This window comes from Erwinia pyri (assembly GCF_030758455.1).
GTDB classification, from domain to species: Bacteria; Pseudomonadota; Gammaproteobacteria; order Enterobacterales; family Enterobacteriaceae; genus Erwinia; species Erwinia pyri.
The window spans coordinates 1,643,292-1,666,151 of record NZ_CP132353.1; the positions used below are offsets into that span (position 1 = coordinate 1,643,292).

Sequence of the window (22,860 nt, forward strand, 5' to 3'; positions counted from 1 at the left end):
AGGGCGGCTGTAACTCACGCCGCCCTTTTTTCAGCTGACTACTTGCGTAACTCTTCCTTCAGATCTTTAACTTCACTGGCGCTCACCGCATGTGCGGCGTTGCCCCAGCTGTTGCGCACGAAGGTAATGACGTCTGCCATATCCCCATCACTCAGCGTGCCGTCAAAGGAAGGCATGGCAGGCGCCGTCGGTCGGGTATCGGTATCGACGCCCCGGCTGCCTGCTACCACCACATGGATCAGCGAGGTGGCATTTGGCGCATTTACCAGCGGGTTATTCGCCAACTGAGGGAAGATATTTTTACCGCCCTGGCCCTGAGGGGCATGGCAGGCTGAACACTTGGCTTCATAAATGGTTGCGCCAGTTTTCATCCTGCTGTCATCAGCCGCCAGCGGGGCAGGTTTATCCTCACCCTGTTTGGGCGTTGATTTCAGGTAAGTCGCTACCGCCTTCAGATCCTCATCCCGCCAGTGTTGCGTGGAATTTTTCACCGCGTCAGCCATCGGTCCGGAAGCGATGTCATAGCGGTTAACGCCCGTGCGCAGATAGCTGACAATATCTTCCTGCGTCCATTTGCCCAGCCCGGTATGTTCGTCGCTGGTCAGATTGGGCGCCCACCAGCCTTCAACAACCGCACCGCCGATAAACTTGCTCGATTTATCTCCACCCAGCATATTTTTCGGCGTATGGCAGGTGCCGCAGTGTCCCAGGCCCTGCACAAGATAAGCCCCGCGGTTCCATTCGGCAGACTTGCTCATATCGGGTTTGAATTCGCCCTTATCAAAGTTCATCCAGTTCCAGACAATCAGGCTGGTGCGGATGTTGAACGGGAAGGGCAGGAGGTTAGACTCAACGATCTGATGGATGGGCTGAAGGCTTTGCAGGTAGGCCCACAGGTCAGCGTTATCCTTACGGGAGACTTTGGTATAGGCGGTAAAAGGCATCGCGCCATAAAGCCGTTTGCCACCGTGACCCACCCCTTCAGACATCGCCCGCTGGAAGTCATCAAAACTCCAGTCGCCGATCCCTGTTTCGCGGTCGGGAGTGATATTGGCCCCCACCAGCGCACCAAAAGGGGTGTTCAGATGAACGCCGCCAGCAAAAGGCTTCTTCGGATCAACCGTATGGCAGGCGGTACAGTCGCCCAGCGTGGCGATGTAACGGCCGCGTTCAATCTGATCGTATTCCGGCTGAGCCTGAGCAACGCTAACGGCGGAAAGAGCGATCGCAGCGAGTGCGAAAAGCGTGCGCTTGTTCATGCGGTGATCATCTCCCCTGGGCGTTTCAGATAGTGCTGACGAATGTCATGGGCGGCTTTGAACGCCAGCGCGCCAACGGTACCGGTTGGGTTATAACCGGGGTTCTGCGGGAAGGCAGAAGCGCCGACCACAAACAGGTTTGGCACATCCCAGACCTGAAGATGCTTGTTAACAGAGCTGTTCGAGGGATCGGCACCCATCACAAATCCGCCGCAGACGTGAGAGGACTGGTAGGGCACGCTGTTCCAGTGTCCGCTGGTGGGCTTGGAGACGATCTGCCGCGGATTCATGGTTTTCGCAATCTCTGCCACTTTGCCGGTACAGTACTGCGCCATGCGCAGGTCATTTTCCGGGAAGTCGAAGGTGATGCGCAGCAGTGGCCGGCCATGCGGATCTTTGTAATTAGGATCCAGCGACAGATAATTTGTGCGCTGCGTATAGCTGCTGGCCTCGCAACCAATGGTCATGGTGCTGAGGTAATTCTTCACCGTGGCCTTTTTCCACTCGGATCCCCATTTCGGCGTGCCCGGTGGAACCGGACGGCTGTTAATGGGCGCCGCGCCAATAGGCGTCACGCGAATACTGCCGCCGCCGAAGAAGCCAAGCCCGCTGTGGTCAAAGTTATCGTTATTGAACTCATCAATCCCCATGCCCACCGCACCCGCGCCGATAAACGGATTGAAGTTTTTGTCATCAAAGAAGAGCGTCACGCCGTTGGCGGTCTGATAAGCGTAATTGCGGCCGGTGGTGCCGGTGTTGGTGACCGGATCGTAAGCTTTACCGATATTGGAAAGCAGCATCAGCCGCACGTTCTCAAAGGTATAAGCTGCCACGATCACCAGATCGGCAGGTTGTTCCCATTCGTCGCCGCTGGAGTCGATATAGGTGACGCCGGTGGCTTTTTTGCCGGTTGAATCAGTCAGCACCTGCAACACTTCGCAGCTGGTCTGTGCGGTGAAGTTTTGCTTGCGCATCAGGGCTGGCAGGATGGTAGTGATGGCGCTGGCTTTAGAGTAGTTGGCACAACCGTAGTTGGTGCAGAAGCCACAGAAGGTGCATGGACCCATCGTCACGCCATAGGGGTTAGTGTACGCCTCGGAGACCAGCGAAGAGGGAACGGCAAACGGGTTATAACCCATATTGCGGGCTGCTTCGGCAAACAGCGTCGGGCCGTAAGGTTGTTTAAGCGGCGGAGTAGGGTATTCACCAGAGCGGGAACCCTCGAAATGGTTTCCTCCCTCCTGCTTCACGCCGTTCAGCACGCCCGCTTTGCCAGAGGTCCCGGCAACGCGTTCAAACTGCATGTAGTGCTGTTCGATCTCATTCCACGCCATGCCCCAGTCCTGTAGCGAAAGGTCAGAAGAGATGGCGTTCGCGCCATAACGCTCGGTCAGATGGCTGCGCAGGCGAAACTCTTCAGGCTGGAAGCGGAAGGTGATACCCGCCCAGTGGTTTCCCGCGCCGCCCGTTCCGTTACCGGGGTGAAAAGAGCCCCAGCTGCGCATGGGCAGGGCTGTCTGAGAAGGGTTGTTGCGCATGGTGCAGGTATTCTGACGGGTGCGCAACATCAGCTCCTGACGCTGAACGTAACGCAGCTCATCGGTGACGGTTGCCACATTAAAGTCGCGAGCCGTGTCACGCCACGGGCCACGTTCTATTCCGATCACGTTCAGTCCTTCATCCGCCAGTTGATTAGCGATGATGGCGCCGGCCCAGCCGAGTCCAATTACCACCACGTCGGTCTTGGGAAGTTTCTTCGCCATGTCAGGATCCTTTTTTCTGTGGTGACAGGTCAGCAATGCTCACGGGTTGCAGCTTCAAATCCTGGTTATGGAGGAGGATTTCGTCGCGATAGTCATAACGGGCGCCGGGGAAGCCGAGCATTTTCCACGAAACCATCCCTTTGTTGCCGCCGTAAACAGGGTCCGCAAAGAAGCCCTCCATTGCGTTGATCAATACCTGAGCGAAGAACGCGCTGCTGTCGTAACCCTCTAAGGCAATTTTGCCCTGTTCCAGAGCGTGCAGGATCTCATCCTGCTGGTCAGCGGGCAGATCCTTAAAGGCTTTCTGATGTGCTGACTGGGTATATTTATTCAGTGCCGCAATCCCGGTGCGATAACGCGCTCGTGGTGCCAGCGGGGACTGATCGCCCTGTTCGGGCGTGCCTTTGTCAAAAGGGCCTTCCATATAGAGCCGTTCATAGGTGCCATAAAAGCCGTGCAGCTGGCGGTCAATAAACACCGTACAGCCCGCCTCTTTACCGCCCATGCTCAGCTCATCCGCCGGGATCAATCGGTCAACGATCGCGTCTATCGTTGCCGCTTCCTCTGCGGTGAAAAAAAGCAGACCCTGGTTTTCAAAAGTTTCAGGGGGATTGTCGGAGAAAGGTGTCCATCCAGGGGCGCCGGTCAGAGTGACGGCTTTAGCTACGCCGGTGGCCGTAGCCGCAATCGCTCCGGTCGACCAGGTCAGTACCTGCCGTCGGGTAACGCCGGGCAGGGTAGGAGTGGGTTTGCGCATTGAGCTTCCTGTTGTTCCAGTATGTAAAGTTAACTCAGAGAATTGTAAAATTATGAGTAAGACGACAATATTATGTATAGCAGGTGTTGTTGTTTTGTTAATAAGTGTTATTCCTTAAAATTCGTAAGGAATTCATTCGCCAAAAATAGTGCAGAATCAATGACGGTGCGTTTTTTGATCGGGTATCATGCCAGGCTCATCAGGCATCTTCAGGAGAATGTTTTGCGCCCGGACAAGCCGTTATCGGCCTTCGAATTTACCCTCTACCGTAATTACCGTACGGTGCACGGCATCCGTATCGCGCTGGCTTTTGTCCTGACGTTTCTGCTTGTGCGTCTGCTGGAGATCCCTGAAGGCACCTGGCCGTTGATTACGCTGGTGGTGGTGATGGGGCCGATCTCCTCCTGGGGAAACGTTTTTCCCCGCGCGGTACAGCGTATTGGCGGCACCATTTTTGGCTCGGTCTCGGGTCTGATAGCCCTCAAGCTGGAAGTGATCTCGTTTCCCGTGATGCTGGGCTGGTGCACCATAGTGATGTTCCTGTGCGGATTCCTGACGCTGGGGAAACATCCCTATATGGCGCTGCTGATCGGTATCACGCTTGCGGTGATCTGCGGCGCACCGCCGGGTGATATGGTGACGGCACTGTGGCGGGGCGGAGACGTGATTTTTGGCTCGCTTCTCGCCCTGCTGTTCACCAGCATCTACCCGCAAAAAGCCTACACCCACTGGCGCATCAAGCTGTCAGATTCGCTCCTGGAAACCGCCAAAATTTACCACGCCGGCTTCTCCCCTAATCTGGTAGAAAAACCTCGCCTGACGCGCCCGTTGCAGCGACTGCTGACCGGCGTAGTGAAAATGCGTGCGCTGATCGAGCCCTCCAGCAAAGAGACTAAAATTCCCCGTTCGGTGTTTGAAGGTATCCAGACGCTGAACCGCAACATGGTCTGTACGCTTGAGCTTCAGCTCAATGCCTGGTGGAATTCCAGAGAGAGCCACCTGATTATGCTTAACGCGCCCGCACTGCGGCGCACCCAGCAGATGACGGAAACAACGCTGCGCAAGCTCTCTAAAGCTATCGTCGAGGGCAACACGGAAAAGATTGCCGCTAACAGCGGCGAGCTGGCGGAAATCAGCCGCGAGCTTCGGCAGTTAATCAAAGAGTCTGGCAGCGATGAGCGGGTGGAAACGGCCATTCACGGCTACGTCTGGCTGAGCCTGGAGATGGCAAAGCAGCTGGAAAGATTGTCCGATTTAATGCGGCTGGTACTGCGTAAATAAGCGATTTGCAACAACTTACTGCGGGAAACAGTGGTTCGCGCTAAGATAGGCCCGACTCTACAATTTCAAAATTGCTTTCAGCCGCGGTGAGCCGCTAAGCTGAGCGCTACGATAATAACGCCTGTGTGAACAGGCCTTGATGAAAGGTGTCTTCATGGAAAATGCTAAGCAATCATTTCAGGACGTGCTGGAGTTCGTTCGTATGTTCCGTCGTAAGAACAAACTGCAGCGCGAAATTCACGACAATGAAAAGAAAATTCGTGATAACCAGAAGCGTGTCCTGCTGCTCGATAACCTGAGCGAATACATCAAACCGGGCATGAGCATCGAAGCCATTCAGGAAATTATCGGCAGCATGCGCAGCGACTATGAAGATCGTGTTGATGACTACATCATCAAAAACGCGGATCTGTCGAAAGAGCGCCGTGACCTGTCGAAAAAACTGAAATCAATGGGCGAGCCAAAACCTCAGTAACTCTCGCTGATGCGTTAAGCGTTCCCGAAGGGCGATCGTCGACCGCCCTTTATTTTTGCCAGGTTTCCTTCAGGCTGCGCAGTTTTTTCAACGCAGCGCTGGCCCGTTTCCCGGATCCCCTGACCGGTGCGGCAGTGGTTTCCCTTACCACCAGCTCCGGGGTAAATGGAGGCATCGGCGGTAAGCTCTCCTGCTGCGTCAAAGTCTGAACCAGCCAGTTAACGCTGCGCTCGCCCAGCAGCGTCATGTCCTGCCTGATGGTGGTCAGCGGCGGTTCATACCAGGCGCTTTCCGCCGTATCGTCGTAGCCCACCACGGAAATATCGTCAGGCACGCGTAATCCTGCCTGGTGCAGCGCCCGCAACACCCCTAAAGCCATCTGGTCATTTGCCACCAGCACCGCTGTTGGCAGCGTGCGATCGGCAAGAGAGAGCATCGCCCGGTAGCCGGAGCCTGCACTCCAGTCACCATAAAGTTCACTATGCGGGGTAAGCTGATGCTCACCCAGTACCGCAAGCCAGCTCTGATGACGCGCTGTCGCGGCTACGGAATCCTGCGGCCCGTTCAGCAAGGCAATGTGGCGATGGCCCAGCGACAGCAGATGGTCTGCCGCCTGTCGTGCGCCCGCCTCAGCGCTGAACTGACAGGCTGCCACCCCGGCATCTTCAGCCACATCCAGAAAAAGAGCGGGAAGGTGGCCCGCCTGGGCTGCAATCCTGCTGGCGCTGCTGCCGGTCAGCGGCAGATTGATCAGCAGCGCATCTACCCGCTGCGCCAGCAACTCCTGTACAGCGCTTTCCGCCCCGTTACTGCCTGCCATAGCAATCACCAGACGGTAGCCCTGCGCGGTAGCGCGATGCTGCATAGCAGAGGCAATCTGAGCAGGAGCAAGCAGCGCAAGGTCGCTGGTGGCCAGACCCAACGTGCGGGAATTTTTACCCGCCAGCTGTTGCGCCACGCGGTTAGGTACATAATTCAGCGCCACCATCGCCGCTTCCACTTTGCTGCGCGTTTTCTCCGTAACCTGCACGGAGTGGTTCAGAACGCGGGAAACGGTCTGATAAGAGACGCCAGCTTCGGTGGCGACATCTTCCAGCGTAACAGATCGCGGTTTCATGGCTTTCTCCCTAAAATTGCTCGCCGCAGTTTAACAACAAAAGGGCCTGCTCTGCGGAAACTTCTTTGCGCGGGAGAGGGAAGTCACCGCCTTTTTGTGTGACACGCGGAAAAAGACTTTGCATATTAGTCAACCTTTTACCATCATCAATCAGGCCTACTTACCTCTTTCTGGCTGGAACTATCTTGCAAAACTTCAGAGTCTCTCTGCTGCAGGCGATCAAGCATTCGGCGTGGTATCCCAAACGACATTCTTACCGTGTTTTATTCTGGCGTGAGATCACTCCGCTGGCCGTGCCGATCTTCTTCGAGAATCTTTGTGTGCTGCTGATGGGGGTGCTCAGCACCTTCCTGGTGAGCTGGCTGGGCAAAGAGGCGATGGCCGGAGTAGGGCTGGCCGACAGCTTTAATATGGTGATTATCTCCTTTTTTGCCGCCATCGATCTCGGTACCACGGTGGTGGTGGCCTTCAGCCTAGGCAAGCTTAATCGCGACAGGGCTGAATCTGCCGCCAGACAATCTCTGGTGCTGATGACGCTGTTTTCCGTGTTGCTGGCGTTACTGATTGAGTTCTTTGGCGAGCAGATTATCGATCTTATCGCCGGCAGTGCCGAGCCAATGGTGAAAGATCTCGCGCTGCGCTATCTGAATATCACCGCCTGGAGCTATCCGGCAGCGGCCATTGCGCTGATTGGCTGCGGCGCGTTACGCGGCGCGGGTAACACTAAAATTCCGATGCTGATCAACGGCGGGATGAATATCCTCAATATCGTCTTCAGCACCGCCCTGATCTATGGCTGTTTTGGCTGGAAAGGGTTGGGGTTTGACGGCGCGGCCATCGGATTAACCATTGCCCGCTATGTAGGTGCCATCGCGGTGATTTATGTGCTGATGATCGGCTTCAATCCCCGCCTCAAAATTACGCTGAAAAGCTACTTCACCCGCCTGAACACTAACATTTTGATGGAGGTGTTGGGCATTGGTGTGCCGGCGAGTATTGAATCTGTGCTGTTCAACGGCGGCAAACTCCTGACGCAGGTCTTTGTTGCCGGGATGGGTACCGACGTTATCGCAGGTAATTTTATCGCCTTCTCTATCGCCTCAATGATTAACCTTCCGGGCAACTCGCTGGGATCGGCCTCAACCATTATCGTCGGTACGCGGCTGGGTAAAGGGCAGCTGTTACAGCCTGAGCGCCAGCTGAGGCATATCTTCTGGCTCTCTACCCTGGGGCTGTGCGCCCTGGCGGCGCTGACGGTGCCGTTTGCCGGGGTACTGGCCTCGTTCTACACCAAAGAAGATGATGTGATCGAGGTGGTGAAGATACTGGTCTGGCTCAATGCCGCGTTTATGCCTTTCTGGGCCGCCTCCTGGGTGCTGCCTGCCGGGCTGAAGGGCGCACGTGATGCAAGGTTTACCATGTGGGTCTCGCTGCTGGGCATGTGGGGTGCCCGCATCGTTGTCGGTTACACCCTGGGTGTTCTGCTGGGTTTTGGCGTGGTAGGGATCTGGCTCGGCATGTTCCTGGACTGGATAGTGCGCGGCTTTTTCTTCTGGCGGCGTCTGAACAGCGGGCGCTGGCTGTGGAAATACAGGAAGCCCGTAGCGTCAGCCTGACCAGGGGCCTGCTCTGAAAATAACAATAAGGTCATTCAGGAACAGCTATGCGTTCATCTTCACCCGCCAGGGCGGATTCCCTGTTTCAACACCGCTCGTTTGTCGCTTTCTGGCTGGCGCGAACCACCTCCAGCTTTGGTTTTCAGATGCTCTCCATCGCGGTGGGCTGGCAGATCTACTCTCTTACCGGCCGCGCCTGGGATTTGGGGTTGATTGGTCTGGTACAGTTTCTGCCCGCCGTGCTGCTCGCGCTGCCTGCGGGGCATGTTGCCGACCAGTTTGATCGCCGTCGTGTGGTGCTGCTGGGTCAGGTAACGGAGTGGGTGGCCATTGCCGTGCTGGCAGGGCTGACGCTGGCCCAGCGAACCGACGAGGTCATCATCCTCGCGCTGGTCTTTATTATCTCTGTTGCCCGCACGCTGGAAGCGCCTTCACTCCAGTCAATGCTGCCTGCGCTGGTGCCGCCCTCGATGCTCGCCCGCGCTACGGCGGCCAACGGCGCATCCATGCAGACCGCTTCCATGCTCGGCCCCGCGCTGGGGGGCTTTCTCTATGTCGCCGGGCCTGGCGTGGTCTACCTCACCACTGGCCTGCTTTATATCGTCTCGATCGTGATGGTCAGCCGGTTGCGTTACGAGCATGCGCCGCCGAAGCGCACGCCCGCAACCTTTGCCAGCGTGTTTGCCGGGGTACGTTTTATCCGTAATCGTCCCGATGTGCTGGGCGTTATCTCACTGGATCTGTTTGCCGTGTTGCTGGGCGGGGCCACCGCGCTGCTGCCGATCTTTGCCAAAGATATTCTGCACACCGGCCCCTGGGGATTGGGACTGCTGCGGGGAGCGCCTGCGGTCGGCGGGCTGCTGGTGGGGTTCTGGTTAAGCAGCCGCACGCTTGAACGCAATGTTGGCATGACCATGTTTGGCGCGGTGGCAGGGTTCGGCGTTGCCACGCTGGTTTTTGCCTTCTCCAGGGAGCTGTGGCTCTCTATGCTGGCGCTGTTTGCGCTGGGTGGTTTTGATATGGTCAGCGTGGTCATTCGCGGATCGCTGGTACAGCTCGACACGCCAGACGAGATGCGAGGGCGGGTCAGCGCCGTGAACTCCATATTTATCAATACCTCTAATCAGCTGGGCGAGTTTGAATCGGGCATGCTGGCAGCGTGGCTGGGAGCTGCGCCTGCCGCAGCCGTGGGAGGAATTGGAACGCTTATTGTGGTCGGGCTGTGGATGGTCTGGTTCCCTGGGTTACGTCGTCGTCAGCGGCTGCATAACGACTGAAGCCGTGCTGCGGAAAACCGGACGGCTATTTTCATCTTTTAACTGAGAATGATTATCGTTATATTGCGCTATTGAGCGTCGCCGCGCAGGCATGTCAGCGGCATAAATCCCTACAGGAGCAGCACTCATGGCCGCAGGCTATCGAATTTTTGATCTCACGCTGAAGCGACGTGTTCAGGTGACGCCTTCTCTGTTGCGTTGCGTATTCAGCGGCGAAGATGTCGCTGACATGAAGCTTGAGGCGCCAGACCAGCGCATTAAACTGCTGTTTCCGAATGAAAAGGGCGAAAGGGTAACGATGCCGGTAAGCGACGGCTGGTATCAGGATTATCTGGCGTTACCTAAGGCGCAGCGCCCTGTGCTGCGGACTTACACCCTGCGGGCGCTGCGCCGTGAGGAGAAGGAGATGGATGTTGAGTTTGTCCTGCATGGCGAAACCGGGCCTGCTTCCCGCTGGGCGATGCATGCCGCACCAGGTGCGAAAATGCAGGTCGTTGCCCCAAATGGCGCCTCATCTGAAGAGAGCGGCGGCTATGAATGGATCTGGCATGACGGTATTCAGCAGGCGCTGCTGATAGCTGATGAAACGGCCGTGCCGGCTGCCATGGGTATTCTTGAACAGCTGGCAACGCTGGCCACTCCTCCGCCAGTGCAGGCCTTTTTCGAAGTCCCGTTGCAGGCTGACGCGCAACAGGCAAATTTTCCGTTCGCTGAAGTGCACTGGCTGAGCCGTGAAGATCATGCCGCTCACGGTGAGCGGCTGCTCGCAGCGCTGCGTGAACATCTTTCTGTTCCGGCTTTCGCCTGCGTAACGGAGCAGTCACTGGAAGAGAAAAGCCTGATTGAGGATGGCATCTGGGAGCGGGCAGAAGGTAAGCACCCCTTCAGTGCCTGGGTTGCGGCTGAATCTGGCGTGGTGAAGAAGCTGCGGCGTTGTCTGCTTGATGACTATCAGCTTGACCGTGAAGGGGTAAACTTTATGGCCTACTGGACGCAGGGCCGGGGGCGATAAATGTTAACAGTCAGTCTCTGCCGGAGGAGAACGGAGCATCATTCCCCCGATTTCCCTGCCAGGCAGGCGCAACTTGATGGATAAGTATGAACACGCAAAACCGATGGAAAAACGCAGCCGCACTCAGCTTCACGCTGGGCGGGCTGCAATACTTGCTGGCAGAGAAAATCGCCGCGCTGGCCTGGTCAGCGCCTGTTTATCATTATGGTCTCAACTACATCAGTGATTTAGGCATTCCCCATTGCGGTGTGCTGGCTGACGGTCGCGCTGTTTGCTCTCCGCTACACACCGTGATGAACGTCGGTTTTGCTGTTGAAGGGTTGCTCTTTTTTATAGCCTGCCTGCTGTTACGCAAAATTTTTAACGGTGCGGGAAAGTTTATGTTCCTCTTCACCGGGTTGCTGCATGGCGTGGGTGGCAGCGTCATCGCCCTGTTCCACAGCGGTAGCGGGGAAGCGGGTCTCACGCTGCATGAAGCCGGGGCCGTAATGGCAATAGGCGGCGGCAATCTCTGTCTGATTACCGTGGGCTGGCTGCTGCGGCAGCGTCCTGGCCTGCGGGATTTCAGCCTTTTCAGCCTGTTTATGGGCAGTTTTGGCCTGCTCTGCATGGTACTTATCCCATTGGGGCTGCTGCCAACAGGCCTGATTGAGAGAGCGTCTGTTTATCCCATCACCTTCTGGCAGATATTTACCGGCTGTCTGTTACTCAGGGCATCCATCAGTAAAATTTCAGGCAGCACGCGGCTTTGAAGTTACGGGCGCGGACGCTCGGTGCGAAACCCCAGCCCAATAATCCAGCCAAAAACATAGGGCAGGAAAGGTAGCCGCTTAACCAGCTTAGGGATTGGGCTGGTCTGATTTTCTTTGCGCTTCTTGCCGCTCATTTTGATCTGAATAAACTGGGTGGCTACGGCAGGGAACTGGCGCCTGCGCTGAACTTTCTGCAGCTGCCGTAGCGTGACGCCGCCTTTCCGCAAAGGGGGGGCGAGAAGGTTCGCCGTTGCCACCGCATCCTGAATAGCCAGATTAACGCCGACGCCGCCAATAGGGGACATGGCGTGTGCCGCATCACCAATGCACAGTACGCCAGGTTTCGCCCACTCATCCAGGCGATCAATACGAATACTTAACAGTTTCAGCTGTTCCCATACGGTCAGCGAGGCCAGACGCGCTGCCGGGAAAGGAGCAACGGCAGAGATCTGCTGCTTAAAGGCGGTAATACCCTGCTCGCTGAGCGCCTGAAACTGACCTTTAGGAATGGAGAAACCGCACTGCCAGTAGTCACCGCGGTCGATCATAATAAAGTTCTGCTTTGGCCCCTGATGACCAGAGCACCATTGCGGATCTTCCGCATGCTTTTCAAGTTTGAACCACACCACATCTCGCGGCGAGCCAAAAGAACGCCCCGTCAGCCCCGCCTTTTCTCTGACCACAGAGCGCCGCCCGTCAGCGCCGATAACCAGCTTTGACCTGATTTCCCGTAGCCCCGATTTTCCGGAAGTCCGGATGCCGCAAACGCGCTCCTGGTCATAAATAAGGCTGTCGCACTGCGTCGATTTCATCAGCGTGAAGCCAGGCAGAGAGTGCGCTTTGGCGGCGATAAAATTCAGGAAATCCCACTGCGGCATAAACGCGATAAACCGGCACTTCACCGGCAGCTTAGAGAAATTAGCCAGCGTCACTGACTCACCGCCGATCTCCGCCTGCAGTTTTTCCATTTGCTGGTGAGGAAGGGTCAAAAATTCCTGCAGCAGGCCCAAATGATGCAGAATTTGTAATGTAGAGGGATGGATAGTATCACCACGAAAATCCCGCAGAAAATCGTCATGTTTTTCTGTCACCACGACGTTAACACCCGCACGCGCCAGCAAATAGCCCAGCATCAGCCCGGCAGGGCCGCCGCCTACGATGCAACAGTCAGTCGAGAGTGTTTCAGTCAGTGCCGCCTGCATAGAGAAGTTCCGAAGTTGAAAGAGCTGATTGTATGATAATAGTTATCATTATCTTTTTAGCATGTCGGATTGTGCTGCGCTACGAGGATTTTTTCAGGCGGGTTTTTACTCTTATCCGGAAAGCGACTGCAACATTCTTCTGGCCCGCGCTTCAAACGAGAGGCAGAAAGGCTTTATCGGCAATCAGTGCGGCGGGAGAGTATTCCTGTTCCTTCAGACTGATGACTTTTGGCGCGATTATAACGCCATGAAAGCAAAAGGCGTTGAATTCGTCCAGGAGCCTCGCGAAGAGGAGTACGGCACGGTAGTCGTATTTGAAGATCTCTACGGCAACCGTTGGGATCTTTACCAGAATAAGTAAAGCTAAAGCCCTTTACCGGTTATGACGCGCAATGCGTAGCCGGTACATTTGAGTGGGTGATTCTCTCTCTCCAGCTTACTCTTACTCACATCGTGGGCACGTTAAAGTGTCATTAATAAGGCTTAACAAACTTAGCCATGTGTTACTACGTCCGCTTCTGTCACATAGCCAGCCTGACGACATAGAAAAGGCAGCTAACAGTCAGCTGCGGGCCTCCCTGACATCATTTCTTCTTATTAAGCATCGACTTTAAATCGGCAAAGGGATTGTAGGTGGCGGCGTCAACATCATTTTGCGCATCCTCACCAGCCACTACAGTTGTGCCGTACTGATCGGCTTCAGTGTACTTGGAGTGTTCGTGGTCATGGCAGTAGAGGCATAACAACTCCCAGTTACTGCCATCTGGCGGGTTATTGGTATGGTCGTGATCGATATGGTGAACCGTTAATTCACGAAGATTTGAATACACAAACTCCCGCGAGCAGCGCCCACATACCCACGGATAGATTTTTAGCGCTTTCTCGCGGTAGCCGCTTTCCAGACGCGTGTAGTTTTTTGGGATCAGAGCCATTGCCAGTGTTACCTGTTATCAAGAGATAATTTTACGAAAGTGCCTCTCAATATATCCCAAAACGGAACAGAAGAGGAGATTGTGGCGGGGGAGAGGCTGGCTACATATCGCCAGACCTCATTGTCAGTAAGTCAGGTAACGTGCTCGTTGGGCAAAAGGGAAGTAGAGCGGGGATCTGATAGCGAAAAGGCCGCCATGGGAGCAGCCATCCGTGTAGGTATTAGTTGGACGTGATCTGACTAATCAACACGCCTTTGATATTGTTACTTTCAAAAAAGTATTGAATACAGTTCATCTGTGTAAAATTACCGTAGTTCCTGGTATTGGTACAATACTGAACTGTGTTGCTATATGGTTTATTCGGGAATAGTGACGAGAGGTTTTCTGATGAAGCACTGAGCAAAGGAATTCCCTTAATCGTAACGCTCAAATCACCACTATAAGAAACACAGCTTTTTTGCGGTGCGGATTTGGCAATTGCAATAGATGTTAAATCGCCTTTTCCCATCTCGTTATCAGAGATAAACCAGTAATTGATATCTCCGGAAGCAAGGCATAGCCAGGATGCCTGGTCGCCATGGTTAACAGTTACGCCAGTATTTTTGCAATGTCTGCAAGGCTGTTAAATTCCATCACATAGACGTTGTTGCCAATAATCACATCAGGCACAAAGTTTTTGTTGGTATCATACTCAGGAATGAATGAATCATCCTGGTAGTAGTTGGCGCCAAAACCTTCCATTTGCCTGGCCGTCGTAACAGAAGAGAATAGGGAGAGAATAAGAAGAAGATATTTCATTTCACTGTTAACTCCCGGTCACCACCTGGCCGTTGTAGTTAATTCGGTAGAATTTGAATACGGCCTTTTTAAGGGCTTGACCAGAAGAGAGCGCTTTATATAGATGGGAAGATGAGTTATCAACGTTTTTCAAAAAAGCATATGAGCTATTCAATATTTAATTGATGTGAATCAATGAAATACCGGCATCATTTGATGATTCGCTTTAGAGAGGCATGGAATAAGTAAGCGTATCTTGAACAGTAGAGTCACTAACAACCCAGGAAGGAGGGACTCAGCAACGGTAGCTGAGTTTATAAAGCCAGGATTCTTAGTGGCTCCGGGTAAAGGGATTGCCGTGCCGTCTGCGAGGCGATAAATAAACAATAAACGTCTGAAGAGACTGATTCGTTTGGTGTTCCGTTCCTGGCAACAGCTATGATTAAAAGGGGCTTACCATGGAGATGCGAATGAACGAACAACTGAAAGAACAGATAGCTTCAAGGCTGGTGCAGACCGCCGGGCAACGGCAACAGACGCGAACAGCGCTCATCCAGGGTCAGCAGGCGGAACCGGATCCGCGCCGCGCACAGCGTTATGCTTTTCAGCAACGCGCCAGACAAAACGTGATCATTGGTGCAAACGATTTACTGCCGGTGTCATTTTTGCAGCAGGGAGTGAGTGCGGCAAGGGCGGTGGCGCTGGTAAGAGAAGATGGCGTACCCAAAGGAAGTGGATTTCTCACGCATGGCAACCTCTTTGTCACGAATCATCATCTGCTGCCTGAACCCTCTTTATCAGGCCGCATTACGCTTCAGTTCGGCTACCGTCAGAGCGAGACAGGCGAGCTTATTCAGGGCCGTTTGTACAGGGTAGATGCAGAACGCTTCTGGCTCTCCAGTCCGACGGAGGCGTTTGACTGTACGCTGGTTGCGTTGGGTGAAGCGATTGACGACAGCGGTGAGAGCCCTTTGCCGCTGGCGCTTAACGATCGTAACGATAAACATGCATTGGGCATCAGCCTCAACCTGATCCATCATCCGGGTGGTGCACCGCAGCAAATTACGCTGCGCAATAATGCGCTGTTGGCGCGTTATGAACAATTTCTGCATTACGAGGCCGACAGCGAAGGTGGCTCGTCAGGTGCGCCGGTATTCAACGACGGCTGGCAGCTGGTGGCGCTTCATCATGGTGGAAAAGAAGAGAATGGCAAATGGGTGAATGAAGGCATTCGCATCAGTGCACTCACCGACTGGCTCAAGGGCGAGCTGCCGACCTTGCCTGCTGACTGGCAGGCACCGTTGCTGCAGGCATTGACCGCTGAGACTACAGCGCAACAGGCCACCTCCAGTAGCGCCGCGCCAGATGAAAATTACCGCAATCGCGAGGGTTACCAGGCGAACTTTCTGGCAGAGACCCATATCGATATGGCCGGGATTATTGCCCCACGCATCCGCGAAGTTGCTCCCCTGCGTGACGGGCGCAAAGGGGCTGAAGCGACGCTTGATTATCAGCATTTCTCGCTGCTGATGAGCGCTGAGCGGAAGTTGGCTTTCTTTACCGCTACCAATATTGATGGCGCGCGCTATATCAGCATCGATCGCGGTAATGGGCAGCCCTCCCTGTTGCCGGAAGGCGATCGCTGGTATGAAGACAGCCGCATCGACAGCCTCTATGTAACCGGCCAGACTTTTTACAGCGAGTTTAGCCGCTGGTTCGATCGTGGTCATCTTACGCGTCGCAGCGATCCTACCTGGGGCACCGCCGCTGAAGCGGTTCGCGCCAATAAAGATACTTTCCATTTTACTAATTGCTCGCCGCAGCATTTTCGCTTTAACCAGAGCGCACAGTACTGGCAAGGGGTTGAGCGCTATATCCTTGAAAACGGCGTGTTAAAAACCAAACAGCAGATTAGCGTGTTGACTGGACCGGTGCTGAACGATCAATATCGGCAGTACGCAGATTTGCAGGTGCCGCTGCTGTTCTGGAAAGTTGTGCTGCGTATCGGGCCACAAGGCAAGCCGCAGGCAACCGCGTTGCTGGTGAGTCAGGATACATTGCTGGACGAACCGCGCCGCGTGTTGCCGCTCCAGCAGCCGGAAGCGGTGCCGCAGGTGGACGAATATCGTGTGTCGATTCGCTCACTGGAAACCCTCACCGGGCTGAATTTTAGCGCTTTTCGCGACTGGGATAGCTGGCAGCCTGATGCCAGTCTGCTTGCGGAACCCGTGCAGGCGAAGCTCATTATGACGTGGCCAGAGGTGTTATAGCGGGAAGGATTTCACGCCAACCTGTTGAATCAATAACAGATAAAGATTCCTGAAGGCACATGAAAAGCAAAAAAGCCGATATCTTGCGATATCGGCTTTCTTTAATATGGCTCCTCTGACTGGACTCGAACCAGTGACATACGGATTAACAGTCCGCCGTTCTACCGACTGAACTACAGAGGAATTGTTGGAACGGGGCGCATAATATCCAGCGGGCAGATGGATGTCAAAGCCTGAATGCACCTTTTTTACTGACTGCTGAATAAAGCAGCATTTTGTTGAGATTTCCTCAGGTTGCCGCAGGTTTATCGGCTCTCTTCTTTGCGAAACGTCCCGCAGTGCTGTTGCCTGTGACAACAAGCATTACAGCGACTTTCGTCAGAATGATCACGTTTATTTCATTTCAGGATTGTCGGTCCTTATTTTGAAATATACATTCCATGCACGCGCTTCGCTCACCTGCAAGGAATAACAATGGAAAAGGTCAGAATTGGACTGATTGGTACCGGCTATATCGGACGCTGCCACGCAATTGCTTACGCACAGGCTTCTACGGTTTTTTCGCTGAAGGGGGAAATCGTGCGGGAAATGGTGGCAGAGGTGGATCCGGCGGTGGCGAAGCGGCAGGCAGCGTTGCTGGGGTTTAACCGGTCAACGGGCAACTGGCGTGAACTGGTTGCCGATCCGGACATTGATGTCGTGGATATCTGTGCACCTAACTTTCTGCACAAAGAGATGGCGCTGGAGGCGATCCGTCACGGCAAGCACGTCTATTCAGAAAAGCCGCTGGCGCTGGATGTGGCCGATGCCGAAGAGATGACTCGCGCAGTAGAAGCGGCAGGGGTCAAAACGCTGGTGGGCTTTAATTATATGAAGAATCCCACCAGTCAGCTGGCTAAGGAGATCATCGCCAGAGGGGAAATTGGTGAGGTAGTGCATTTTTACGGCACCCATAATGAAGATTATCTGGCGAACCCAACTACGCCCCTTGACTGGCACTGCCAGAAGGCGCTGGCCGGGCTGGGCGCATTAGGCGATTTGGGCGCGCATATCGTCAATATGGCGCACTTCCTGGTAGGCGATATCAGTGAGGTATCCGGAGATACGCTGACGGTGATAAAGCAGCGTCCCGACCCAAAAGATCCCTCGCAGTTGCGCGATGTGGAAAATGAAGATCAGGCCAGCGCGCTGCTGCGTTTTACTAATGGCGCACATGGCGTGATAGAGACCTCACGTATCGCCTGCGGCAGTAAAATGGGGCTGACCTACGTTGTGACCGGCACGAAAGGCACCCTGCGCTATACCCAGGAGCGAATGGCTGAGCTGGAGCTCTATCTCCATGACGATCCTGTGGGGCGCCAGGGATTCAAAACTATCCTGACCGGCCCGGCTCACCCTGACTATGCCAGTTTCTGCGTGTCGGCGGGTCATGGCATTGGTTTTAACGACCAGAAAACTGTTGAGATACGTGACCTGATCAATGGCATCGCCGCCGGTGACCGCATGTGGCCAGATTTTGCCGAGGGGTTACAGGTCTCAAAAGTGCTGGAAGCCATCGCCATTTCCGCACTGGAGCGCCGCTGGATGCCGGTTTAAAAGATAAAGGCCGGGCAAAAGCCTTCAGGTGCTGGCCCGCCATTCAAGGGTGTAATTTATGCGCTCAACCAGCGGCTCTGTCTGAGTCTCTTCCAGCATGCTCATCAGCCGCTCGCCCACTTGCTGACCCAGCGCGGCATAATCCAGGTGCATCGCGGTCAGCGTGGGGAAGGTATGATCGCAGTCAGCAGAGCCTTCCAGACAAGCCACGGCCAGGTCATAAGGCACTTTCAGCAAGCGACGCTGGCATTCGTGCAGAATGCCAAATGCGATCTCTTCATGGCTGCAAATCACCGCATCCATATCGGGATGGCTCTGCAGCAGCTCGCTCATGGCGTAGCGGCCAAACTGCAGGCTGGGCGCATCCGGCACGGTACGGATCAGATCGGCATTCTGGTACTGCGCCAGCATGGCTTTGCGCCAGCCGTTCAGCTGCTGTTTCTGCAGGCGGTTATCAGTATGCGCACCGATATAGGCAATTTTTCGGTAACCCGCTTCCAGCAGCTTTTGCGTCAGCCGTTCTGCGGATTCCGTAAAGGCCAGATCGAGAGAGATATCAGCACTAAACGCCTCTGCGCCGCCGACGTTTACCTTCACCAGCTCAGCGGCTTCGATAAGCGCCAGCGTCTGGCTGGAGAGCGGTGCACCAAGCAGTACCAGCGCAGCCGGGCGATTCTGCAACAGTTTCTGCACAATCCTGGCTTCGCCATGCTGGTGGTATTCATGGCAGGCCATCACCAGTTCAAACTGCTGTTTACTCACCGTGCTCTGCAGCGCCTGCAAAAAACGGGCGCTGGCGCGATCCTGCTGGAAGGGGTAGAGCACCGCAACCGTATTATGCTGGGAAGCGGCTAACGCGCTGGCGGCGGCATTTGGAACGTAGCCCAACGCCTCAATGGCCGCATTAATTTTCTTTAATGAGCTGTCAGCCACCAACGCCGGATCGCGCAGCGCTCTGGAGACGGTCATTACGCCTACGCCAGCATGGCGCGAGACATCCTGTAGCGTCACGCGCTGGGTACTGTTAACCACGGCGCTGGCATCGTGATTGGGCGTGTAGCCTAACGAGCGCGCAGCCTGCTCAACCTTGCTGCGTATGCTGTCAGAGACCAGTTCCGGCGTGCGCATCACGCGTGAAACGGTCATGGTTCCTACTCCAACGTAGTCGGCAATATCCTGCAGCGTCACTCTGCCGCTGGTACGACGTTTGCGCATTTCCTTCTCTCCAACTTCATCATGGCCCGCGTCGCGATACCTCATCCGGCCAGTGTGCCTGTGCAGCGCGTCAGACAGCAAGCGTAAGCCGCACTTGTGATAACCCGATCACAGAGTCTGATAACGCTAACAGTTAGCGTTATCTTTTAAGATCCTCGTCACATTATTCTCGCAGCCCGACCGCTACGCTGCAGAGGCTCATTCAACGAGGTGACCCCGCAATGCTGACCGATTTACTGACACCCGATGTCATTCGTCTCTATCCAGCCTGTAAAGGGTGGCGCGAGGCGATCGCCCTGGCCTGTGAGCCGCTGATAACCAACGGCGCTATCGAGCCGGGTTATGTGGAGGCTATCTACCGCAGTCATGAGGCGATTGGCCCTTACTACGTTGTCGGCCCCGGCATCGCCATGCCGCACGCCCGTCCCGAAGAGGGCGTAAACCGGCTGGCGCTGAGCCTGACGGTCATTGAAGAGGGGGTCAATTTCGATTCCGACGGTAACGATCCGGTGCGACTACTGATTGTACTGGCCGCGACAGACAGCCACAGCCATATCGAGGCTATCGCGCAACTCGCCGCGCTCTTTGATTGTGAAGAAGATACCGCGACGCTGATGGCAGCAAAAGAGCTAAACACCATTCTTTCCGTAATTTCACGTTATTAATCCCAGAGGAAACAGTATGAAAATCACCGTTGTTTGTGGAAATGGCCTGGGCACCAGCCTGATGATGGAAATGAGCATCAAAAGTATTGTTAAAGATCTGGGCGTGGCGGCGGAAGTCGATCATGTCGATCTGGGATCGGCGAAAAGCACCCCCAGCGATATCTACGTGGGCACCAGCGATGTTGCTGAACAGCTCCAGGCTCAGCAGGTGAACGGTAAAATCGTGTCGCTGAAAAACATGGTAGACAAGGCTGACATGAAAACACGTTTGTCTGCGGCTCTGACCGAACTGGGCGCACTATAAGGGACTGATGAATGGAATTTTTCCGTTTTTTAATGAGTGACGTGCTGTCAGAGCCTTCCATTCTGGTGGGTCTGATTGCACTGATCGGGTTAATCGCCCAGAAAAAACCGGCCACCGAGTGCATCAAAGGCACGGTGAAAACCATCATGGGCTTCCTGATCCTCGGCGCCGGAGCCAGCCTGATCGTCTCGTCACTCGGTGATTTTGCGGTAATCTTCCATCACGCTTTCGGCATTGCCGGCGTGGTGCCGAACAACGAAGCTATCGTGGCGGTGGCGCAAAAGAACTTTGGCACTGAAATGGCGATGATCATGTTCTTTGCCATGGTGATTAACATTGCCATTGCCCGCTTTACGCCCTGGAAGTATATCTTCCTGACGGGCCACCACACGCTGTTTATGTCGATGATGGTGGCGGTGATCTTAGCCACCGCAGGCATGAAAGGCGCCACGCTGATTGCGGTGGGTTCAGTGGTGGTGGGGGTATCGATGGTCTTCTTCCCGGCGATTATCCACCCTTACATGAAAAAGGTGACCGGATCGGACGACGTGGCGTTTGGCCACTTTTCGGCGATATCTCAGCTGCTCTCCGCCTTTATTGGCAGCAAGTTCGGCAATAAAGAGAAATCGACCGAAGATATGGATGTGCCAAAAAGCCTGCTGTTCCTGCGGGATACGCCGGTTGCGATCGCCTTCACCATGTTCTTTATCTTTATTTTCACCTGTCTGGTTGCCGGACCGGCGGCAGTGAAGGAGATGAACGCCGGGGGCAAAAACTGGTTTATGTTCTCGCTGATGCAATCGATCACCTTTGCAGCTGGCGTCTATATCGTGCTGCAGGGCGTGAGGATGGTGATCGCTGAAATCGTCCCGGCGTTTAAGGGGATCTCTGACAAGCTGGTGCCGAATGCCAAACCGGCGCTGGACTGCCCGGTGGTCTTCCCTTATGCGCCTAATGCGGTGCTGGTAGGGTTCCTCAGCAGCTTTGTGGCGGGTGTTCTCGGCATGTTCATTCTCTACTTCCTGAACATGACGGTGATTATCCCGGGCGTGGTGCCGCACTTCTTCGTCGGCGCAGCCGCTGGCGTATTTGGTAATGCCACTGGCGGACGCCGTGGAGCAATACTGGGTGCCTTCACCAATGGATTACTGATCACCTTCCTGCCGGTCTTCCTGCTGCCGGTGCTGGGCAGTATTGGTCTGGCAAACACCACCTTCAGTGACTCCGATTTTGGCGCGCTGGGCATCCTTCTGGGCATTATTGTTCGCTAACTCACGGCGGCGGAGAGTTTACTCTCCGCCGCACACGCACGAGGTAATAATGGAATTCTATTTAGATACCGCAGATGTGGCCGCCGTCCGTCGTCTGGCAAACGTGCTGCCCATCAAGGGCGTCACCACCAATCCAAGTATTGTTGCGCGTGGTAAACGCGATATCTATTCAGTGCTGCAGGAGTTACAGGAGGCGATCGGCACGGAAGGCCAGCTGTTTGCCCAGGTTCTGGGACGCGATGCCGACAAGATGGTGGAAGAGGCGCACAAACTGCGCGAGGCGATCCCTTCACTGGTGGTTAAAGTGCCGGTGACGCATGCCGGGCTTTCGGCTATCAAACAGCTCAGGGCGCTAAATATCCCCACGCTCGGCACCGCGGTTTACGGCGCAGGGCAGGGATTTTATGCCGCGCTGGCCGGGGCCAGCTATATAGCGCCCTATGTGAACCGGCTGGACAGCCAGGGTGGCGACGGGATTGGTCTGGTACGCGAACTGCAAAAACTTGTCGAGCTACACTGCCCTGAAACCCAGGTCCTGGCCGCCAGTTTCCGCACGCCGCGCCAGGTGCTGGAGTGCATGCTGGCAGGCTGCACAGCCATAACGGTTGATCCTGCTGTGGCAGAGTTATTCCTGATGGATCCGGCCGTGGAAGATGCGTTAAACCGCTTTGATCAGGACTGGTCAGCAGCATACGGTGCAGTGGCACTGAACTAGTCGCCGCAAACGTTGCGCAGGGAAGCGTGAATTCAGGCACGCTGCGTTTTTCTGCAGCCAGCAACGGCGTGACGCAATGCTCGTCTTTAATGTGCAAAAAAGGATTAGTTACAACATGCATATTCCATGCTGATGTTACTCAATGCTCATCTTTGCTCTGCAATAAGGCATTAGTTACAACATGCCTTTTCCGCGCTGATTCTCCATCGCCAGCAGCAGCGTATCCAGCAGGCCAGGAAAGCGGGCATCCAGATCTTCCCGCCGCAGCGACAGCAAATTCTCCCGTCCGTTGGGCCGTTGCCAGATCACACCGCTCTCCCGCAATACCCGCCAGTGATGCGTCATGGTTGACTTCGCCAGCCCCTGAAGCAGGGTGCCACAGGCCTGTTCCCCCTGGCTGGCCAAAATCCTCACCACCTCCATACGAAGCGGATTGCCAAGCGCAAAAAGCACGTTTTCCAGGCGAATCTGTTGTGGTTCAGGGTGACTGGCAATCATAGCGATCCTTTTACTCTGGCAGGTGGGCGTGAAGATAAAGCGGCGGCTACTATACCTTAAGGCTGGTCAGGGTGCGACCTGCCACCCATCAGTTTAGTCGATGGCT

At 55.0% G+C, this 22,860-nt stretch carries 23 protein-coding genes and 1 tRNA gene; 13 read left to right on the forward strand and 11 right to left on the reverse strand.

Features of this window, described 5'->3' with window-relative positions:
* Positions 1 to 38: 38 nt before the first annotated feature.
* Genes Q3V30_RS07575 through Q3V30_RS07585 form a run of 3 tightly spaced genes read right to left on the reverse strand, consistent with a single transcriptional unit; the run spans position 39 to position 3,779 of the window.
* The gene (locus Q3V30_RS07575; RefSeq protein WP_306211925.1) at positions 39 to 1,259 is read right to left on the reverse strand and encodes a c-type cytochrome; all 1,221 of its coding nucleotides are present in this window, start codon (positions 1,257 to 1,259) and stop codon (positions 39 to 41) included.
* On the reverse strand, positions 1,256 to 3,022 hold the full coding sequence (locus tag Q3V30_RS07580; RefSeq protein ID WP_306211927.1) for a GMC family oxidoreductase: 1,767 nt from the start codon (positions 3,020 to 3,022) through the stop codon (positions 1,256 to 1,258). Before Q3V30_RS07580 ends, Q3V30_RS07575 begins: the two co-directional genes overlap by 4 nt.
* A 1-nt stretch (position 3,023) precedes the next feature.
* Positions 3,024 to 3,779, reverse strand: a complete 756-nt coding sequence (locus Q3V30_RS07585; RefSeq protein ID WP_306211929.1) for a gluconate 2-dehydrogenase subunit 3 family protein — start codon at positions 3,777 to 3,779, stop codon at positions 3,024 to 3,026.
* 222 nt (positions 3,780 to 4,001) lie between these two features.
* On the opposite strand from Q3V30_RS07585, the gene Q3V30_RS07590 reads away from it, so the two are divergent.
* Positions 4,002 to 5,060 (forward strand): FUSC family protein, encoded by a 1,059-nt coding sequence (locus tag Q3V30_RS07590; RefSeq protein WP_306211931.1) that lies wholly within the window; start codon positions 4,002 to 4,004, stop codon positions 5,058 to 5,060.
* 154 nt (positions 5,061 to 5,214) lie between these two features.
* Positions 5,215 to 5,535, forward strand: a complete 321-nt coding sequence (locus tag Q3V30_RS07595) for a DUF496 family protein (RefSeq protein WP_306211932.1) — start codon at positions 5,215 to 5,217, stop codon at positions 5,533 to 5,535.
* A 49-nt stretch (positions 5,536 to 5,584) separates the two neighbouring features.
* On the opposite strand, the gene Q3V30_RS07600 is transcribed toward Q3V30_RS07595, so the two are convergent.
* Positions 5,585 to 6,652, reverse strand: coding sequence for a LacI family DNA-binding transcriptional regulator (locus Q3V30_RS07600; protein ID WP_306211934.1), 1,068 nt, complete (start codon positions 6,650 to 6,652; stop codon positions 5,585 to 5,587).
* Between the two features lie 185 nt (positions 6,653 to 6,837).
* Here Q3V30_RS07600 and Q3V30_RS07605 point away from each other — a divergent pair, with 185 nt between their 5' ends.
* The 4 genes from Q3V30_RS07605 (at position 6,838) to Q3V30_RS07620 (ending at position 11,309) form a co-directional block, all read left to right on the forward strand.
* On the forward strand, positions 6,838 to 8,268 hold the full coding sequence (locus Q3V30_RS07605) for an EmmdR/YeeO family multidrug/toxin efflux MATE transporter (protein WP_306211936.1): 1,431 nt from the start codon (positions 6,838 to 6,840) through the stop codon (positions 8,266 to 8,268).
* Between the two features lie 47 nt (positions 8,269 to 8,315).
* Positions 8,316 to 9,545, forward strand: coding sequence for an MFS transporter (locus Q3V30_RS07610; RefSeq protein ID WP_306211938.1), 1,230 nt, complete (start codon positions 8,316 to 8,318; stop codon positions 9,543 to 9,545).
* A 127-nt stretch (positions 9,546 to 9,672) separates the two neighbouring features.
* Positions 9,673 to 10,557 (forward strand): siderophore-interacting protein, encoded by an 885-nt coding sequence (locus Q3V30_RS07615; protein ID WP_306211940.1) that lies wholly within the window; start codon positions 9,673 to 9,675, stop codon positions 10,555 to 10,557.
* Between the two features lie 86 nt (positions 10,558 to 10,643).
* Positions 10,644 to 11,309 carry a DUF998 domain-containing protein gene (locus Q3V30_RS07620; RefSeq protein WP_306211941.1) on the forward strand — a complete coding sequence of 222 codons (666 nt, stop codon included), beginning with the start codon at positions 10,644 to 10,646 and terminating at the stop codon, positions 11,307 to 11,309.
* Between the two features lie 2 nt (positions 11,310 to 11,311).
* Here the strand turns inward: Q3V30_RS07620 and Q3V30_RS07625 are convergent, their stop codons facing one another.
* Complete coding sequence (locus tag Q3V30_RS07625) at positions 11,312 to 12,511, reverse strand: FAD-dependent oxidoreductase (protein WP_306211943.1); 1,200 nt, start codon at positions 12,509 to 12,511, stop codon at positions 11,312 to 11,314.
* Between the two features lie 28 nt (positions 12,512 to 12,539).
* Between Q3V30_RS07625 and Q3V30_RS07630 the strand changes: the two genes are divergently transcribed.
* Positions 12,540 to 12,872, forward strand: a complete 333-nt coding sequence (locus Q3V30_RS07630; protein WP_306211945.1) for a VOC family protein — start codon at positions 12,540 to 12,542, stop codon at positions 12,870 to 12,872.
* 223 nt (positions 12,873 to 13,095) lie between these two features.
* Here the strand turns inward: Q3V30_RS07630 and yajD are convergent, their stop codons facing one another.
* From yajD to Q3V30_RS07645, 3 genes are all read right to left on the reverse strand, one after another.
* Positions 13,096 to 13,443, reverse strand: coding sequence for an HNH nuclease YajD (gene yajD / locus Q3V30_RS07635; RefSeq protein ID WP_306211947.1), 348 nt, complete (start codon positions 13,441 to 13,443; stop codon positions 13,096 to 13,098).
* A gap of 588 nt (positions 13,444 to 14,031) precedes the next feature.
* Positions 14,032 to 14,241: a hypothetical protein gene (locus tag Q3V30_RS07640; protein WP_306211950.1), complete on the reverse strand. Its 210-nt coding sequence runs from the start codon at positions 14,239 to 14,241 to the stop codon at positions 14,032 to 14,034.
* A 7-nt stretch (positions 14,242 to 14,248) separates the two neighbouring features.
* Positions 14,249 to 14,395 carry a type VI secretion system tube protein Hcp gene (locus tag Q3V30_RS07645; protein ID WP_306211952.1) on the reverse strand — a complete coding sequence of 49 codons (147 nt, stop codon included), beginning with the start codon at positions 14,393 to 14,395 and terminating at the stop codon, positions 14,249 to 14,251.
* A gap of 295 nt (positions 14,396 to 14,690) precedes the next feature.
* Between Q3V30_RS07645 and Q3V30_RS07650 the strand changes: the two genes are divergently transcribed.
* Entirely contained in the window at positions 14,691 to 16,490 is a 1,800-nt protein-coding gene (locus Q3V30_RS07650; protein WP_306211954.1) for a DNA/RNA non-specific endonuclease, read from the forward strand.
* Between the two features lie 107 nt (positions 16,491 to 16,597).
* Here the strand turns inward: Q3V30_RS07650 and Q3V30_RS07655 are convergent.
* A tRNA-Asn gene (locus Q3V30_RS07655) sits at positions 16,598 to 16,673 on the reverse strand.
* Between the two features lie 291 nt (positions 16,674 to 16,964).
* Between Q3V30_RS07655 and Q3V30_RS07660 the strand changes: the two genes are divergently transcribed.
* Positions 16,965 to 18,086 (forward strand): Gfo/Idh/MocA family protein, encoded by a 1,122-nt coding sequence (locus Q3V30_RS07660; RefSeq protein WP_306211956.1) that lies wholly within the window; start codon positions 16,965 to 16,967, stop codon positions 18,084 to 18,086.
* A gap of 24 nt (positions 18,087 to 18,110) precedes the next feature.
* Here Q3V30_RS07660 and Q3V30_RS07665 read toward each other — a convergent pair whose 3' ends face one another.
* Positions 18,111 to 19,301, reverse strand: a complete 1,191-nt coding sequence (locus Q3V30_RS07665; protein ID WP_306213120.1) for a LacI family DNA-binding transcriptional regulator — start codon at positions 19,299 to 19,301, stop codon at positions 18,111 to 18,113.
* Positions 19,302 to 19,522: 221 nt separating this feature from the next.
* Here Q3V30_RS07665 and Q3V30_RS07670 point away from each other — a divergent pair, with 221 nt between their 5' ends.
* Genes Q3V30_RS07670 through fsa form a run of 4 tightly spaced genes read left to right on the forward strand, consistent with a single transcriptional unit; the run spans position 19,523 to position 22,256 of the window.
* Positions 19,523 to 19,966: a PTS sugar transporter subunit IIA gene (locus Q3V30_RS07670; protein ID WP_306211958.1), complete on the forward strand. Its 444-nt coding sequence runs from the start codon at positions 19,523 to 19,525 to the stop codon at positions 19,964 to 19,966.
* Between the two features lie 16 nt (positions 19,967 to 19,982).
* Complete coding sequence (locus tag Q3V30_RS07675; protein ID WP_306211959.1) at positions 19,983 to 20,270, forward strand: PTS sugar transporter subunit IIB; 288 nt, start codon at positions 19,983 to 19,985, stop codon at positions 20,268 to 20,270.
* A gap of 11 nt (positions 20,271 to 20,281) precedes the next feature.
* Positions 20,282 to 21,541, forward strand: coding sequence for a PTS ascorbate transporter subunit IIC (gene ulaA, locus Q3V30_RS07680; RefSeq protein ID WP_306211961.1), 1,260 nt, complete (start codon positions 20,282 to 20,284; stop codon positions 21,539 to 21,541).
* A 49-nt stretch (positions 21,542 to 21,590) separates the two neighbouring features.
* Complete coding sequence (gene fsa, locus Q3V30_RS07685; protein ID WP_306211963.1) at positions 21,591 to 22,256, forward strand: fructose-6-phosphate aldolase; 666 nt, start codon at positions 21,591 to 21,593, stop codon at positions 22,254 to 22,256.
* A 174-nt stretch (positions 22,257 to 22,430) separates the two neighbouring features.
* On the opposite strand, the gene Q3V30_RS07690 is transcribed toward fsa, so the two are convergent.
* Positions 22,431 to 22,754 carry an ArsR/SmtB family transcription factor gene (locus tag Q3V30_RS07690; protein WP_306211965.1) on the reverse strand — a complete coding sequence of 108 codons (324 nt, stop codon included), beginning with the start codon at positions 22,752 to 22,754 and terminating at the stop codon, positions 22,431 to 22,433.
* Positions 22,755 to 22,860 lie beyond the last annotated feature (106 nt).